The 15206-nt window shown below is 63.9% G+C and carries 16 protein-coding genes; 5 read left to right on the forward strand and 11 right to left on the reverse strand.

Going from position 1 to position 15206, the window contains the following annotated elements:
* The first annotated feature begins 2 nt into the window (after nt 1-2).
* The 5 genes from rpsR to GCT13_RS16195 all read left to right on the forward strand — a co-directional run bounded on the left by rpsR (nt 3) and on the right by GCT13_RS16195 (nt 4104).
* On the forward strand, nt 3-278 hold the full coding sequence (rpsR, locus tag GCT13_RS16175) for a 30S ribosomal protein S18 (RefSeq protein WP_087735833.1): 276 nt from the start codon (nt 3-5) through the stop codon (nt 276-278).
* A gap of 27 nt (nt 279-305) precedes the next feature.
* Nucleotides 306-758, forward strand: coding sequence for a 50S ribosomal protein L9 (gene rplI / locus GCT13_RS16180; RefSeq protein WP_087735832.1), 453 nt, complete (start codon nt 306-308; stop codon nt 756-758).
* 171 nt (nt 759-929) lie between these two features.
* A complete protein-coding gene (locus GCT13_RS16185) occupies nt 930-2318 on the forward strand; it encodes a replicative DNA helicase (RefSeq protein ID WP_152759768.1) in 1389 nt (462 codons plus the stop codon).
* A gap of 149 nt (nt 2319-2467) precedes the next feature.
* Nucleotides 2468-3094, forward strand: coding sequence for a DUF47 domain-containing protein (locus GCT13_RS16190; RefSeq protein ID WP_152759770.1), 627 nt, complete (start codon nt 2468-2470; stop codon nt 3092-3094).
* Entirely contained in the window at nt 3094-4104 is a 1011-nt protein-coding gene (locus GCT13_RS16195) for an inorganic phosphate transporter (protein WP_090862082.1), read from the forward strand. The genes GCT13_RS16190 and GCT13_RS16195 overlap by 1 nt, the downstream gene beginning before the upstream one ends.
* A 29-nt stretch (nt 4105-4133) precedes the next feature.
* Here the strand turns inward: GCT13_RS16195 and GCT13_RS16200 are convergent, their stop codons facing one another.
* The 11 genes from GCT13_RS16200 to GCT13_RS16245 form a co-directional block, all read right to left on the reverse strand.
* Nucleotides 4134-4940, reverse strand: a complete 807-nt coding sequence (locus GCT13_RS16200; RefSeq protein ID WP_152759772.1) for an SDR family NAD(P)-dependent oxidoreductase — start codon at nt 4938-4940, stop codon at nt 4134-4136.
* Between the two features lie 162 nt (nt 4941-5102).
* Complete coding sequence (locus tag GCT13_RS16205; protein WP_152759774.1) at nt 5103-6239, reverse strand: C40 family peptidase; 1137 nt, start codon at nt 6237-6239, stop codon at nt 5103-5105.
* Between the two features lie 299 nt (nt 6240-6538).
* Nucleotides 6539-8371, reverse strand: a complete 1833-nt coding sequence (locus GCT13_RS16210) for a PhoH family protein (RefSeq protein WP_152759776.1) — start codon at nt 8369-8371, stop codon at nt 6539-6541.
* A gap of 98 nt (nt 8372-8469) precedes the next feature.
* Nucleotides 8470-8628, reverse strand: a complete 159-nt coding sequence (locus tag GCT13_RS48380) for a hypothetical protein (protein ID WP_193727679.1) — start codon at nt 8626-8628, stop codon at nt 8470-8472.
* Nucleotides 8629-8724: 96 nt separating this feature from the next.
* A complete protein-coding gene (locus tag GCT13_RS16215) occupies nt 8725-9186 on the reverse strand; it encodes a peroxiredoxin (protein WP_321574394.1) in 462 nt (153 codons plus the stop codon).
* A gap of 213 nt (nt 9187-9399) precedes the next feature.
* Nucleotides 9400-10296, reverse strand: a complete 897-nt coding sequence (locus GCT13_RS16220) for a polysaccharide deacetylase family protein (protein WP_152759778.1) — start codon at nt 10294-10296, stop codon at nt 9400-9402.
* Between the two features lie 12 nt (nt 10297-10308).
* Nucleotides 10309-11355 carry a bifunctional UDP-4-keto-pentose/UDP-xylose synthase gene (locus GCT13_RS16225; protein ID WP_152759780.1) on the reverse strand — a complete coding sequence of 349 codons (1047 nt, stop codon included), beginning with the start codon at nt 11353-11355 and terminating at the stop codon, nt 10309-10311.
* A complete protein-coding gene (locus GCT13_RS16230) occupies nt 11352-12287 on the reverse strand; it encodes a formyltransferase (RefSeq protein ID WP_152759782.1) in 936 nt (311 codons plus the stop codon). The genes GCT13_RS16225 and GCT13_RS16230 overlap by 4 nt, the downstream gene beginning before the upstream one ends.
* Nucleotides 12284-13357 (reverse strand): glycosyltransferase, encoded by a 1074-nt coding sequence (locus GCT13_RS16235; protein ID WP_227746870.1) that lies wholly within the window; start codon nt 13355-13357, stop codon nt 12284-12286. The genes GCT13_RS16230 and GCT13_RS16235 overlap by 4 nt, the downstream gene beginning before the upstream one ends.
* Nucleotides 13358-13375: 18 nt before the next feature.
* Complete coding sequence (locus GCT13_RS16240) at nt 13376-14527, reverse strand: DegT/DnrJ/EryC1/StrS family aminotransferase (protein WP_152759784.1); 1152 nt, start codon at nt 14525-14527, stop codon at nt 13376-13378.
* Nucleotides 14528-14823: 296 nt separating this feature from the next.
* The gene (locus GCT13_RS16245; protein ID WP_152759787.1) at nt 14824-15195 is read right to left on the reverse strand and encodes an SMR family transporter; all 372 of its coding nucleotides are present in this window, start codon (nt 15193-15195) and stop codon (nt 14824-14826) included.
* Between the last annotated feature and the right edge of the window lie 11 nt (nt 15196-15206).

Below are 15206 nucleotides of genomic sequence, written 5' to 3' on the forward strand. Positions count from 1 at the left end.
ACATGGCCCGCCCCACTGGTAAGAAATTCGACAAGCGTCGTCAGCAACAAAACCCGCTCTTCAAGCGCAAGAAGTTCTGCCGTTTCACGGCAGCTGGCGTCGAACAGATCGACTACAAGGACATCGATACGCTGAAGGACTTCATCGGCGAAAACGGCAAGATCACGCCGGCGCGTCTCACGGGTACCAAGGCCCACTATCAACGCCAGCTGGACACGGCTATCAAGCGCGCGCGTTTCCTCGCGCTGATGCCATACACCGACCAGCACAAGGCCTAACCCGACGACGCCATAAGGAGCATCCGAATGCAAATCATTCTTCTCGAAAAAGTCGCGAACGTCGGCAACCTGGGCGACATCGTCAAGGTGAAGGACGGCTATGCACGTAACTTCCTGATCCCGAACAAGAAGGCTCGCCGCGCAACGAAGGAAGCGATCGCCGAATTCGAAGTTCGCCGCGCAGAACTGGAAAAGAGCGCTGCTGAAAAGCTGGCGGCTGCCCAGGCTCAAGGCGAAAAGCTGGCTGGCCTGACGCTGCAGATCGCGCAGAAGGCTGGCGTCGACGGCCGTCTGTTCGGCTCGGTGACGAACGCCGACATCGCCGACGCGCTGACCAAGCAAGGCTTCGTAGTGGAAAAGGCGCAAGTGCGTCTGCCGGAAGGCCCGCTGAAGCTGGTGGGCGACCACCCCGTGCACGTTTCGCTGCACACGGACGTCACTGTCGACGTCACGGTGTCGGTGCTGGGCGAGCACGTCTAAGCTGCACGCGTAGACAGGATGTGAGGTTGCCGGGAAGTTTCCGGCTACAAGGGCAGGGGCCGGGAAACCGGCCTCTGCCTTTTTTATTGTCCGCAATCGTTGTTTACGCGCCCGGGTGTTCGCTGCCGAACGCTTTGCTGCTGTCCTCTATTTGCTTGATAATTCCACCCCATGAACGCACCGTCGAAAGATCCTCAACTCGAATCGCTGAAAGTCCCGCCCCATTCCATCGAGGCCGAGCAATCGGTGCTGGGCGGTCTGCTGCTCGACAACGGCGCATGGGACCGCATCGCCGACTTCCTCGCGCAAAGCGACTTTTACCGCTACGACCACCGCATCATCTTCGAGCACATCGGCCGGCTGATCGCTGCGACGCGTCCTGCCGACGTCGTGACCGTCTATGAAGCGCTGACCACGTCGGGCAAGGCGGAAGAGGTCGGCGGGCTCGCCTATCTGAACGCGCTTGCGCAGAACACGCCGAGCGCCGCGAACATCCGGCGCTATGCGGAAATCGTGCGCGACCGCGCGGTGCTGCGCCGGCTCGTGTCGGTGGCGGACGAGATTTCCGCCGACGCCTTCAATCCGCAGGGCAAGGAGGTCCGCCAGCTGCTCGACGAGGCGGAATCGAAGGTGTTCTCGATCGCGGAAGACGGCGCGCGTGGCACGCAGGGCTTCCTGGAAATCGGGCCGCTGCTCACGCAGGTCGTCGAGCGTATCGACACCCTGTACCACACGGCCAATCCGAGCGACGTGACGGGCACGCCGACGGGCTTCGTCGATCTCGACCGGATGACCTCCGGCATGCACGGCGGCGAACTGATCATCGTGGCGGGGCGTCCGTCGATGGGCAAGACGGCGTTTTCGATGAACATCGGCGAATACGTGGCCGTCGAGTACGGACTGCCCGTCGCGGTGTTCTCGATGGAAATGCCGGGCACGCAGCTGATCATGCGTATGCTCGGCTCGGTCGGCCGGCTCGACCAGCACCGGATGCGAACCGGGCGCCTGACGGACGAAGACTGGCCGAAGCTCACGCACGCGGTGCAAAAGATGAGCGAGGCGCAGATCTTCATCGACGAAACGGGCGGCCTGAACCCGATGGAACTGCGTTCGCGAGCGCGTCGCCTGTCGCGCCAGTGCGGCAAGCTCGGCCTGATCATCATCGACTACTTGCAGCTGATGAGCGGATCATCGACGGGCGAAAACCGCGCGACCGAAATCTCCGAAATCTCGCGTTCGCTGAAGAGCCTTGCGAAGGAGCTCGACGTGCCCGTGGTCGCGCTGTCGCAGTTGAACCGAGGCCTGGAGCAGCGTCCGAACAAGCGCCCCGTGATGTCGGACCTGCGCGAATCGGGTGCAATCGAACAGGACGCGGACGTGATCCTCTTCATCTACCGCGACGAAGTGTACAACCCGGACAGCCCCGACAAGGGCACCGCTGAGATCATCATCGGCAAGCAGCGTAACGGTCCGATCGGCCCAGTTCGCCTCACGTTTCATGGTCAATTCACGAAGTTCGATAATTTTGCGGGTCCGCAGAACTTCTATGGCGGCGAGTAGCACAACTTAGCGCGAACGGGAAAACCGGGTTGCGCTTCCCGTTGCGCGCGCGCCTAAAACGCGGCGACGCGCCGCACTGAAAGTGGTCCCTAACGGTACAATATTGCCGTTTTATGACAGCCTCACCGTGACCACTTTCTGGGAACCCAATGTTTGGTCGATTCATGCCCACCGAGGGCAAATTCTTTGAAATTTTCAACGCTCACGCGAAGCACATCGTCTCGGGCAGCCGCGAACTCGAACTCCTGATCGATAACCTCGGCGATGCCGAGATCCACAAGCAAAACGTGCAGACGGCCGAGAAAGCGGCCGACAAACTGACGCACGAAACGATCGATCTGCTGCACAAGACTTTCATTACGCCGCTCGACCGCGACGAGATCCACAAGCTGATCACCACGATGGACGACATCCTCGACCTGATGGAGGACGTCGCCACGGCCATTTCGCTGTATGACGTGCAGGCCGTCACGTCGGAGGCGAGCCAGCTAGCGCACATCTCGACGGCGACCTGCGAACGCGTGCAGGCGGCCGTCGGCATGCTGTCGGACATGAAGCAGGCGCGCGAAATCCTGAAGGCCTGCGAAGACATCGACCGTCTGGAATCGGAAGCCGACCGCGTGCTGCGCTCTGCGATGTCGAAGCTTTTCCGCGAAGAAGACAACGTCAAGACGCTGATCAAACTGAAGGCGATCTACGAGCTGCTCGAGTCGATCACCGACAAGTGCGAGGACGTGGCAAACATCATCGAAGGCATCGTGCTGGAAAACGCGTAATGCATTCGATACAACTCGCCATCTGGGCGGTCGCGACGCTCGTCGTCGTCGCGCTCGTCTTCGACTTCATGAACGGTTTTCACGACGCGGCGAACTCGATCGCCACCGTGGTTTCGACGGGCGTGCTGAAGCCGCAACAGGCTGTCGCGTTCGCGGCGGCGTTCAACGTCATCGCCTATTTCATCTTTCACCTGAAAGTCGCGCAGACGGTCGGCAAGGGCACGATCGATCCCGCGATCGTCGATCACTACGTCGTGTTCGGCGCGCTGGTCGGCGCGATCGGGTGGAACATCGTCACGTGGTACTACGGCATTCCGTCGAGTTCGTCGCACGCGCTGATCGGCGGGCTGGTCGGCTCGGCGCTCGCGAAATCGGGCTGGAGCGCGCTCAACTGGGACGGGCTGCTCAAGACCATCACGTTCATCATCGTGTCGCCGCTGCTCGGCTTCGTGCTCGGCTCGTTCTTCATGCTGATGGTGTCGTGGCTTTATTTCCGCACGCCGCCGAGCAAGGTCGACCGGCGCTTCCGCCGTCTGCAGCTGCTGTCGGCGGGGCTGTACAGTCTCGGCCACGGCGGCAACGACGCGCAAAAGACGATCGGCATCATCTGGATGCTGCTGATCGCAACCGGCTACGCGTCGGCGACGGGCGACGCGCCGCCGCTTTGGGTGATCGGCGCGTGCTATCTGTCGATGGGTCTCGGCACGCTGTTCGGCGGCTGGCGCATCGTCCGGACGATGGGACAGAAGATCACGAAGCTCAAGCCCGTCGGCGGCTTTTGCGCGGAGGCGGGCGGCGCGATCACGCTGTTTCTCGCGTCGTTCCTCGGCATTCCCGTTTCCACCACGCATACGATCACGGGCGCGATCGTCGGCGTCGGCGCGACGCAGAAGTTGTCGGCCGTACGCTGGGGCGTGGCGGGCAATATCGTCTGGGCGTGGGTGCTGACGATTCCGGCGTCGGCCGTGCTCGCGGCGGCCGGCTGGTGGCTCGGGCACCGCTTCCTGTAAGCCTTCGCACAAGGCAACGCGCGCCGCGCTCAGATCAGCGGCGCGCTGCCTCCATCCATCGGGACGATCGCGCCCGTCACATAGCTCGCGCGGCCGCTCGCCAGAAAGAGCGCGACATCCGCAATTTCCTCCGGCTTCGCAAAGCGCCCGAGCGGCACGCGCGCTTCGCCGCGCGACAGCGCCTCGGCGGGCTGGATGCCTTCGCGCGACGCTTCGAGTTTCAGCGCTTCCTCGACGCGATCCGTCAGCGTCGCCCCCGGATTGATCGCGTTGATGCGTATGCCATAGCGCGCGTAATAGTGCGCGAGGCCGACAGTAGCGAGCATCAGCGCCGCGTTCGCCGCGCCGCCGGCGATGTGGATGTCGCTGGCGATCTTGCCGCCCATGCCGATGATATTCACAATCGCGCCCGGCTCTTTCGCTGCGCCGGATTTGACGCGCTCGGCCATGCGCTTCAGCACTTCCTGCTGCGGATAGATGTAAGGGAAATATTTGGCTTCCATCGTCGCCTTGAACGCATCGGCGTCGAGCGTTTCGGGATCGTAGCGGCGCGCGGCGCCCGCGCTGTTGATCAGGATGTCGATCGGGCCGACGGCGCCCGTCGCTTCGTCGACGACATCGGTGGCGCTGTGCGGTTCGCGAAGATCGGCGCGCGTCAGATGGATATGCAGCCCTTCGCTAGCAAGCTGCTCGCGGGCGCGGACAAGATTGGCGGGGTCGCGCGAAACGATCGCCACTTTCGCGCCTTCCATTGCGAAAGCGCGCGCGCATGCGAGACCGATGCCCTTGCTGCCGCCCGTCACCAGGACCACTTTGTCTTTGAGTCCGAGATCCATCGTCGTCACCCGCCATCAGAGAAATATCGAAAACGATAGCAGACGTGCGACCGGGCGGGTGGCGAATCGGCCGGCGGCGGCTTTGTCACGTGGTGGGATTCGCGATGAATCGTGTGCGTGCAGCGGCAGGCAGGCGCCCGTCAGACAAGCGTTTAAACACGATCAGTAGCTGCCGTTGGCAAAGCCCGCGATCGGGTCGTCGTTCGTATGCGTCGGGGCCGGAACGGGCCGCGAAGCCGTCGACGCGCGCATGATCTGCACGCCGCCCGAATCCGTCGATGGTTGCGCGTCGCGGGCTTGACGGGCCTGGCGTGCCGCGATGGCGGCGGGTGGAGGCGGCTCGTAGGCATCGGCGGCGGCGTCGATCGCGTCGGGCGCTTGCGCGTCAGCGGGTGCCGGCGAAGCGGCGGCAGCCGGCGATACCGCGCCTGCCGCGCGCGCCTGCATCTGCGCCGCGCTCATCCCCGGAGGCGGCGGTTCGAACGGATCGGCGGAAGCTGCAGCCGTCGCGGGCGGCGCGACGGCCGACGTGCCCACGGACGCCGACGACGGCTGTTGGACCGATTGCACGGCATACGCGCTGCCCAGCTTGTATCCGTTGGCGGCGGCGTTGGGGCTTGCTGCTTCACGCTGCGTGTTCGCCGTGTCGTAAGCTGCCGCCGGCTTCGACGGCGCGACAGTGGCAACTGCGGGCGCCACGGGCACAGGCGCCGCGGCCTGATAGCTCGGCGCGTCAAACGGCGTCGTCGTCGGCTTGCTCAGCGCCGGCGCGACACGCCGTATGCCGTCGAAGCGCCTGGCCCAGTACGGATTGGTCAGATAGTCGAGCCGCACGGTGCCGCCCGTCGACGGCGCGTTCACGAAGCGCAGCTTGCCGACATAAATCCCGACGTGCGAATGCGGCCGCCCCGTCGTGTTGAAGAAAATCAGGTCGCCGGGCGCGATCTCATCCGGTTCGACAGATTCGCCACGCGAACTCATGTCGGCCGTCGTGCGCGGCAGATTCACGGATGCCGCGCGCTGCACCACGTAGTGCACGAGGCCGCTGCAATCGAAGCCGCTGTCGGGCGTATTGCCGCCCCAGCGGTACGGCACGCCGACGAGGCCCATCGCCTGAATCGAGATTTCCTCGCGTCCGATGCTGTGATCAACGAAATGAGGGAGGCCCGGCGGCGTGGTCCGATACGCACCGCCGGACGACGCATACGACCCGCCCGATCCGCGCGCGGTCTTCTGCGGCGCGCCGGAGCAGGCGGCGAGCAGGGCGGCGATGAGCAGTGACAGCGCGAGGCGGAGCATGAAAGCGAAGCCGGGCGACAACGCCCGGCAATGGCCGACGATGCCCGATGGTAGCCTTGCCGCGGGCCTCCGGCAAGAATTCTTGAGAAATGACTTGAAGTTTACGCGCTAAATGTTGCGTCGCGCGGACGGCACGCGCGCACATTGCCCAACAATCGGCGATTCAACGCGCGTAACCCGCGCACGCAACGCGCAAAGAGAAAAGCAAAGAAAAAGCCGCTTCCGGCGACAACCGGAAGCGGCTTTGAAAGGGACTTTGAAGCGGCTTTGACCCGCGGCTTCGAAATCCAGCGAAGCGCTCAGAGAATATCGGATGCGTAATCCGCGAGCCGCGAGCGCTCGCCGCGCGCGAGCGTCACGTGGCCGCTGTGCGCCCAGCCCTTGAAGCGGTCGACGACATACGTGAGGCCCGAGCTGCCTTCCGTCAGATACGGCGTATCGATCTGCGCGATGTTGCCGAGGCAGATGATCTTCGTACCCGGACCCGCGCGCGTGACGAGGGTCTTCATCTGCTTCGGCGTCAGGTTCTGCGCCTCGTCGATGATCAGATACTTGTCGACGAACGTGCGTCCGCGCATGAAGTTCATGCTCTTGATCTTCAGGCGCGAGCGGATCAGCTCCTGCGTGGCCGCGCGGCCCCATTCGCCCGCCGCGTCGTCGGTCTTCTGCAGCACTTCGAGGTTGTCGTCGAATGCGCCCATCCACGGCTGCATCTTTTCCTCTTCGGTGCCTGGCAGGAAACCGATGTCTTCGCCGACGGGCACTGTCGCGCGCGTCACGATGATCTCGTTGTAGCGCTTGTCGTCGAGCACCTGCGCGAGACCCGCCGCCAGCGCAACCAGCGTCTTGCCCGTGCCGGCCTGGCCGAGCAGCGTGACGAAGTCGATTTCCGGGTTCATCAGCAGGTTCAGCGCGAAGTTCTGCTCGCGGTTGCGCGCCGTGATGCCCCACACGTTGTTCTTGTGGTGGCCGTAGTCGCGCAGCGTCTGCAGCAGCGCCGTCTTGCCGTTCAACTCGCGCACGAGCGCGTGGAACGCCGGCTCGCCGTTCTGCGGCTCCAGATAGACGAACTCGTTGACGAGCATCGACGCGCACAGCGGACCCGTCACGCGGTAGTACGTGGTGCCCGTCTTCGTGTCCTGCCAGCTTTCCATGCCCTTCGCGTGCTTCGTCCAGAAGTCCTGCGGCAGCTGACGGATGCCCGAGTAGAGCAGGTCCTTGTCCTCGAGGACCTGGTCGTTGAAGTAGTCTTCGGCGGGCAGGCCGAGCGCGTGCGCCTTGATGCGCATGTTGATGTCTTTCGACACCAGCACGACCTGGCGGTCCTGCCGGTCGCGCTGCAGCGCGCGCACGACGCCGAGAATCTGGTTGTCGGCCTTGCCTTGCGGCAGGCCTTCGACGGGCTCGATGTCCGTGAGCTTGGTCTGGAAATACAGACGTCCCAGCGCTTCGAGGCTGCCCAGACGCGCGAGCGGAATGCCTTCCGCCATCTCGCCGGCGTTCGCGACGAGTGAATCCAGCGTGCGGCTCACCTGGCGTGCGTTGCGCGCGACTTCCGACATCCCCTTCTTGTGATTGTCGAGCTCTTCCAACGTCATCATGGGCAGATAGACGTCGTGTTCCTCGAAGCGGAAGAGGCACGTCGGGTCGTGCATCAGCACGTTGGTATCGAGCACGAACAGCTTGCGAACCTCGGCTTCCGCGCCGCGCGTCACGCGTTTTTTCGTCCCGGCGCGCGTCGGCGCGGCGGGCGCAGCGGTTTCCGCCTCTGCTTCGGCGGAACCCTTGCCGCGGCGCGCGACGACGGGCGCAATCGCCTCGTCGTCTTCAGCGGACACGGACGGCACCGGCTGCAGCAACGCGGCCGTCTGCTTCGCCTTGCGGCTGCGCGACGGCGCGGCCTCGGGCAACGCGGAAGCGGAAGACGCGGCGATCGGCGGGACGGGACGCAGGGTGGTCGCGGCGTTGGCGGCGTGCGTCATCGGTGTGGCGACATTGGCGCGGCCGAATTCGGCCGATGCGGCTTGCTCCCCTTCATGCGCCTGTTTTCGAGCAGGTTTGGCAGGCTTGGCCTTGTATTCATCAGGCGGCAACAGATTGCCGAGCTTGCTGGGTGGGGTAGGCAAAGGCATGGTTTCCCTCAAGTAAATCGGGTCACAGTTCTTCGCCGCCTGCCGCAAACTGTCGTGCATGGTGTGCTTGCAATTTGCGTCCGGTGGCGCGTGTCGGATTAGTAATGCCGGTTCGCCTGATTTTCGATCGGCTCCTTGACGAAGGTGCGCTGCGAACGACGCGAACTGCTGCGCGCAATAAAAAAAGCCGCCGCCCCGGCAAACGGGGCAAGCGGCTCGACTTGAATGATCGCATCACGCCTGATGACTCGCCTCATTGCCGTACCGTCAGCGACGACAAAGACGCGATCTGCAGCGCAACTGCGCGAAAAATTAGATGAACAGGCACTCATTGCGGCCCAATATAACGCGCCTCAAAGCGCTTGTACAGCCTCCAGAATCTCGTCGACGTGGCCCGGCACCTTCACGCCGCGCCATTCGCGGCGCAGCACGCCTTCACCGTCGATGACGAATGTGGAGCGCTCAATGCCCCGTACTTCTTTGCCATACATTTTCTTCATTTTCATGACGCCGAAGAGCGTGCACAGCGTTTCGTCGGGGTCCGATACCAAGGTAAACGGCAGTTCGAGCTTGGTCTTGAAGTTATCGTGCGAACGCACGCTGTCGCGCGACACGCCGACGATCTCCGCGCCCGCCTTCTTGAACTTCGGGTACAGGTCGCGGAACTGCAGGCCTTCCGTCGTGCAGCCCGGCGTGTTGTCCTTCGGATAGAAATACACGACGACCTTCTTTCCGCGCAGGCTGGACAGCGTAAAGTCGCCGCCCGTTGCGGGGGCGGTGAAGTCGGGAACGGATTGATCGACTGCGATGGGCACGTGGTCCTCCGGTTGTTATCGTGATCGGCAGCCGCGATTGCGGTCTGACTGAACGCTTTGTTCTGGGTTGCTTGGGTGCTTCGGGGCGGCTCCCGGACAGGAGCGCCGCGGCCTGATGACGTGCTGGCTGGTTGCTGCTGGCTGGCTGTCGCTGGCTTGCATAAACGGGCGCGCATTCGGCAGACGACAAACGATGCGCACCTCGTCGCATTGCTAGTCGGGCTGAACGATCAGCTCGCCGGAGCGGCCCGGGATTTCGCCCCACGTCACAGGGTACGACGGCAATGTGTCACGGTCTAGCGCGGCGTGATAATCGCCCATCGTCGCGAACGTGTGGCCTTGCGCGCGCCAGCCGGCGAGCAGTTGCTCGAACACGGGCGCGAACTTCTGGCCTTCGAGTTCCGCGTGCAGCGTGAACACCTGGTCGTGCGGGTTGTTCTCGGTGCGCTTGAGCAGCCACGCGGCGACGTTGTCCGTGTCGATGCCGTCGACGCCCAGCACTTCGTCGAGCGTCGGCAGCGTGGTCGGCATCTGCACATGCGAGAGCGTGCGGCCGCCGACGACGGGGAAGTACGGCGTATGCCCGCGCCCATCGGACGCATACCGCATGCCCCATGCGTCGATCTGCTCGAACGCGTGGCCGTTCATCTGCCAGCCGGCCGCGCCGTGCGTGACGGGCGGCATGCCGAAGATGTCGACGAAACGGTCGTGGCTCTTCTGCATTTGCGCGACGGTCCAGTCGCGCGGACGCGAACGCACGTTGTCCTGCCAGTAGACGTGATCCCACGTATGGATGCCGCATTCGAAGCCGGCTTCGTGGATCGCGCGCATTTCCGAGCGGGCGCGCGCGCCGATGTCCGGTCCGGGCAGCAGCACGCCGTACATCAACTGCCTGACGCCGTAGTGCTCGACTACGGACGTGCGCGACACCTTCTTCAGAAAGCCCGGGCGCAGCACGCGCCGCATCGCCCAGCCGGTGTGGTCGGGCCCGAGGCTGAAGAGGAACGTGGCGCGCGCCTTGTAGCGGTCGAAGATGCGCGCGAGATTCGGCACGCCTTCACGCGTGCCGCGCAGCGTATCGACGTCGATCTTCAGTACGATCAAGGCCAAGAGCGGCAGCCCTTACTGTTGTTCGACGAGCGCGCGTGCCTCGGCGACATGGCCGCGATACGCTTCGAAGATCTTGCGCAGTGCTTCGTCGAACGTCGACTGCGGCGCCCAGCCGAGTTCCTGCATCGTGTTGTCGATCTTCGGCACGCGGTTCTGCACGTCCTGATAGCCCGCGCCGTAGTACGCACCCGATGACGTCTCGACGAGCTGCACCTTCTTCGCCGAATCTGCGTACTCTGGGAATTCGGCCGCGAGCGCCAGCATCTTGTGCGCGAGCTCGCGCACCGAGAAGTTGTTCTTCGGATTGCCGATGTTATAGATCTTGCCCGTCGCGACGCCGCCCTTGTTCTCGATGATCTTCATCAGCGCGCTGATGCCGTCGTCGATATCGGTGAACGCGCGCTTCTGCGCGCCGCCGTCGACGAGGCTGATGTTCTCGCCGCGCACGATATGGCCGAGGAACTGCGTGACCACGCGCGAGCTGCCTTCCTTCGGCGTATAGATCGAATCGAGGCCCGGGCCGATCCAGTTGAACGGACGGAACAGCGTGAAGTTGAGGCCCTCCATGCCGTAGCCCCAGATCACGCGGTCCATCAGCTGCTTCGAGCACGCGTAGATCCAGCGCGGCTTGTTGATCGGGCCGTAGGTGAGGGCGGACGCGTCCGGGTCGAACTGCTCGTCCGCGCACATGCCATAGACTTCGGACGTCGACGGGAACACGAGGTGCTTGCCGTACTTCACGGCCGAACGCACGATGGGCAGGTTCGCCTCGAAGTCGAGCTCGAACACGCGCAGCGGCTGCTGCACGTACGTGGCGGGCGTGGCGATGGCGACGAGCGGCAGGATCACGTCGCACTTCTTCACGTGATACTCGACCCACTCCTTGTTGATCGTGATGTCACCCTCGAAGAAGTGCATGCGCTCGTGGTTGACGAGATCGCCGAGGCGCTCCGTCTGCATGTCCATGCCGAACACTTCCCAGTCGGTCGTTTCGAGAATGCGCTTGGACAGATGATGGCCGATGAAGCCGTTCACGCCCAGAATCAGGACTTTTTTCATGCGTTACGGGAAGATTGAGTGAGCTGGGTGAATTCGGCGGGGGAGACGACGCGCTCTTTGCCGTCGCGCTGATGCCGCAATTCGTGGATGGCGATGACGCGGCCATCGCCGCATGTCGCAAAAATGCCATTATCGCCTACGTGGACGCCGGGCGGCAAATCCGCGCCCGCCGCGCCGGGCTGGGCCAGTCGCGCTCGCGCAATGACGAACCGCTCGCCGTCGATGTCCGTGAACGCGCCCGGATACGGCGGCGCGACGGCTCGAATCAGGTTGTAGACCTGCTGGCCGCTCTGGCTGAAGTCGATACGCCCGTCTTCGGGTTTGCGTCCGCCGAAATAGCTGCCGTGCGCGAGGTCGTTCGGCAGATGCGGCGCTTCGCCCGCGAGCAGCGCGGGCAGCGCGCGCCACAGCGTCTGCTCGGCGGCGACCGTCACCTTGTCGAACACCTGCGCGGCCGTGTCGTCGGGCAGGATGGGGACGGGCGTCTGCGCGATGATCGCGCCTGCGTCGGGCTTTGCCGCCATTTCGTGCAGCGTCGCGCCCGTTTCGGTTTCGCCGTTGAGCACGGCCCAGTTGGTCGGCACGCGTCCGCGATATTTCGGCAACAGCGACCCGTGCACGTTGTACGCGCCGCGCGGCGCGACGGCGAGCAGATCGACGGGCAGCATGTGCCGGTAGTAGAACGCGAAGATGAAGTCGGGCTGCGCGTTGACGACGAGCGAGCGCAACTCAGGGCTCTTCGGATCAGCGGGCGTCACGACGGGAATGCCGTGTTCGGCGGCGACGGATGCCACGCTGCCGAACCAGATGTTTTCGGTCGGATTGTCTTCGTGCGTGACGACGAGCGCGACGTCGACCCCGCGCGCGAGCAGAACCTGCAGGCAGCGCACGCCGACGTTGTGATAAGCGAATACGACGGCGCGCGGCTTCATTTGCTCGGCCCCTGATCGGCGCTGATGGCCTGCGCTGAGTGCGTCGACTGCCCGCCGTGCATGCCTTGCGCACCTTGTCCGGCCGGCTGGCGAGGCGGCGGCATGGGGTCGCCTTCGCGCTGTTCGAGAATGGTCTGCACCAGATAGCGCGGACGCGCGCGCACCTGCTGATAGATTCGCCCGATGTATTCGCCGAGCAGGCCGAGCGCGAAGATGATCACGCCGAGCATGAAGAACGTGATCGCAAAGAGCGTGAACACGCCTTGCACTTCCGCGCCGATGATGAAGCGGCGAATCAGCAGCAGCACGAAGAGGCCCGCCGAGCCCATCGACAGGATCACGCCGATGAACGACAGCCATTGCAGCGGCACGACCGAGAAGCCGGTCACGAGGTCGAAATTCAGGCGGATCAGGCTGTAGAAGGAATACTTCGATTCGCCCGCGAAGCGCTCTTCGTGCGCGACTTCGATCTCGACGGGATTCTGCGCGAACGTGTACGCGAGCGCGGGGATGAACGTGTTGATTTCGCCGCAGCGGTTGATCGTATCGATGATATGGCGGCTGTACGCGCGCAGCATGCAGCCCTGGTCGGTCATCTTGATGCGCGTGATGCGCTCGCGTAGCCGGTTCATCGCGAGCGACGCCTTGCGCCGCCACAGGCTGTCCTGGCGCTGCATGCGGATCGTGCCGACATAGTCGAAGCCTTCGCGCATCTTTGAGCACAGCTTGCCGATTTCTTCAGGCGGATTCTGCAGGTCGGCGTCGAGCGTGACGACGATCTCGCCGCGCGACTGCTCGAAGCCCGCGAGAATCGCCATGTGCTGCCCGTAGTTGCCGTTCAGCAGAATCACGCGCGTGGTGTCGGGACGGGCCCGGAACTGCTCCGCGAGCAGCGCCGCCGACCGGTCGCGGCTGCCGTCGTTGATGAAGATCACCTCATAGCTCGTGCCGAGCGCATCGAGCGCCGGGTACAGGCGCGAGAACAGGGCGCCGAGTCCCGCCTCCTCGTTGTACACGGGGATGATGACCGAGAGTTCGGGGACGACCGGGCGTGGGTCCGTTTGATTCATTTCCGCTAGGTTTCCGCTTTATTGACCGTATTGTTGGCAAATCTCGTTCACCGCGCGACACACGCGCTCGACATCGCCTTCCGTCATCTGCGTGAAGAGCGGCAGCGTGACCGTGCTCGCGCCATAGTGCTCCGCATGCGGGAACATGCCTTCCCTGAAGCCGCGCGCGCGATACAGCGAGAACAGGTGGATGGCCGGGTAGTGCACGCCCGTGCCGATGCCGCGCTCCTTCAGCTGCTCCATGAAGCCGGCGCGGCTGATCGACAGGCGCGCGAGCGGCAGCGTGACGAGGAACATGTGCCAGTTGGAGTTCTCGAAGTCCGCTAGCGGCAGGCCCATGCCGAGCCTGACGGCCGCGCCGCCTTCGAAGTCCGCGAAATAGGCGCGCGCGAGCGCGTGGCGCTGCGCGCGAAAGCGCTCGATGTGCGGCAGCTGGCCAAGGCCGACGCGCGCGGCGACGTCCGTCAGGTTGTACTTGCCGCCGAGCAGCTCGCAGTCCATGCCGTCGAAGCCCGTGCGCACGATGCCTTGCAGGCGGTACTTCTGCGCGAGGACGGCTTCCTCCTCGTTGTTCAGCACGAGCGCGCCGCCTTCGATCGACGTCAGGTTCTTGTTCGCGTGGAAGCTGAACGACACGATGTCGCCGAGCTTGCCGATTCGCTCGCCTTTCCACGTCGAGCCGAACGCCTGCGCCGCGTCTTCGATCACGCGCAGCTTGTGCGCGCGGGCGATCGCGTAGAGACGGTCCATGTCGACGGGCAGGCCCGACAGGAAGACGGGAATGATCGCCTTCGTGCGCGGCGTGATCGCCTTTTCCATCAGATCCAGGTCGATGTTGCGCGTTGCCGGGTCGATATCGACGAACACGGGCGTCGCGCCGACCTCGATGATCACGTTGCTCGTCGCGACCCACGACGCCGGCGTTGTGATGACTTCGTCGCCGGCTCCGACGCCCGCGATGCGCAGGCCGATTTCCAGCGTCGCGGTGCCCGAATTGAACGTGCGCACCGGGCGGCCGCCGCAGTATTCCGACAACGCCTTTTCGAACGCCTGGTTCTGCGGGCCCGTCGTGATCCAGCCGGAGCGGAGCACGTCGGCAACACCGCGGATCGTTTCTTCATCGATCTCGGGACGAACGAACGGCAGGAACGGAACGGATGACTCGGTCATGGATGGATTTGCTCGATATAAAAAGGGCACGGTCTGACACAATGCTAACAATCGGCTTAATTCAGGCTTGATCTGCCGCGCCTGCGTTAATCGGTGCCTCGACGCGGCGGCGATAATGTGCGACTTCTGCACCAATGTCCAGTGGTCGAAACAATTCAAGAGACATTAGCAGACGCGAACGGGCTTGCCAGGGGATATTCTGCGGCGGAGCAGCGTCGATAGCACCGATGATCCCCATAATGCGCGATCGCGCCGCCTCGCCAGGCGTCACGCCCCCGCGTTCATCAACTTGTCCATCAACTGCGTGCGACGAGAAACACACCCACGAGAATCACGCCGATGCCCACGAGACGCTGGGCCGACAGCACTTCGCCGAACAGATACCACGCAGCAAACGCGTTTACAACATAGCCCAGCGACAGCATCGGATAGGCGATCGACACATCCACGCGCGACAGTCCGACGATCCACACGACGACGCTCAGCACATAGCAGGCGAGCCCGCCGATGATGGGCAGCTGCGTCGCGATCCTGAACCCGATGGGGATGATGTTGGCGATGGTGAAATCGAAGTGGCCGACGGCATTCGTGCCGGCCTTCAAAAGCAGCTGGGCCGTCGCGTTCAGTGCGACGCCCGCGAGGATGCAGAAGAGCGAAATCGGATTCATCGATTAGACGT

Origin of the sequence: Paraburkholderia franconis, from assembly GCF_009362735.1 — a bacterium.
Classification (GTDB): domain Bacteria; phylum Pseudomonadota; class Gammaproteobacteria; order Burkholderiales; family Burkholderiaceae; genus Paraburkholderia; species Paraburkholderia franconis.

Coding starts and splice junctions, on each gene's coding strand:
- GCT13_RS16205 (WP_152759774.1), bottom strand. CDS start 6,239: ATGCTCCGCCTCGCGCTGTCACTGCTCATCGCCGCCCTGCTCGCCGCC.
- GCT13_RS16210 (WP_152759776.1), bottom strand. CDS start 8,371: ATGCCTTTGCCTACCCCACCCAGCAAGCTCGGCAATCTGTTGCCGCCT.
- GCT13_RS16190 (WP_152759770.1), top strand. CDS start 2,468: ATGTTTGGTCGATTCATGCCCACCGAGGGCAAATTCTTTGAAATTTTC.
- GCT13_RS16240 (WP_152759784.1), bottom strand. CDS start 14,527: ATGACCGAGTCATCCGTTCCGTTCCTGCCGTTCGTTCGTCCCGAGATC.
- GCT13_RS16245 (WP_152759787.1), bottom strand. CDS start 15,195: ATGAATCCGATTTCGCTCTTCTGCATCCTCGCGGGCGTCGCACTGAAC.
- GCT13_RS16230 (WP_152759782.1), bottom strand. CDS start 12,287: ATGAAGCCGCGCGCCGTCGTATTCGCTTATCACAACGTCGGCGTGCGC.
- GCT13_RS16235 (WP_227746870.1), bottom strand. CDS start 13,357: ATGAATCAAACGGACCCACGCCCGGTCGTCCCCGAACTCTCGGTCATC.
- GCT13_RS16185 (WP_152759768.1), top strand. CDS start 930: ATGAACGCACCGTCGAAAGATCCTCAACTCGAATCGCTGAAAGTCCCG.
- rpsR (WP_087735833.1), top strand. CDS start 3: ATGGCCCGCCCCACTGGTAAGAAATTCGACAAGCGTCGTCAGCAACAA.
- GCT13_RS48380 (WP_193727679.1), bottom strand. CDS start 8,628: ATGAGGCGAGTCATCAGGCGTGATGCGATCATTCAAGTCGAGCCGCTT.
- GCT13_RS16225 (WP_152759780.1), bottom strand. CDS start 11,355: ATGAAAAAAGTCCTGATTCTGGGCGTGAACGGCTTCATCGGCCATCAT.
- rplI (WP_087735832.1), top strand. CDS start 306: ATGCAAATCATTCTTCTCGAAAAAGTCGCGAACGTCGGCAACCTGGGC.
- GCT13_RS16200 (WP_152759772.1), bottom strand. CDS start 4,940: ATGGATCTCGGACTCAAAGACAAAGTGGTCCTGGTGACGGGCGGCAGC.
- GCT13_RS16195 (WP_090862082.1), top strand. CDS start 3,094: ATGCATTCGATACAACTCGCCATCTGGGCGGTCGCGACGCTCGTCGTC.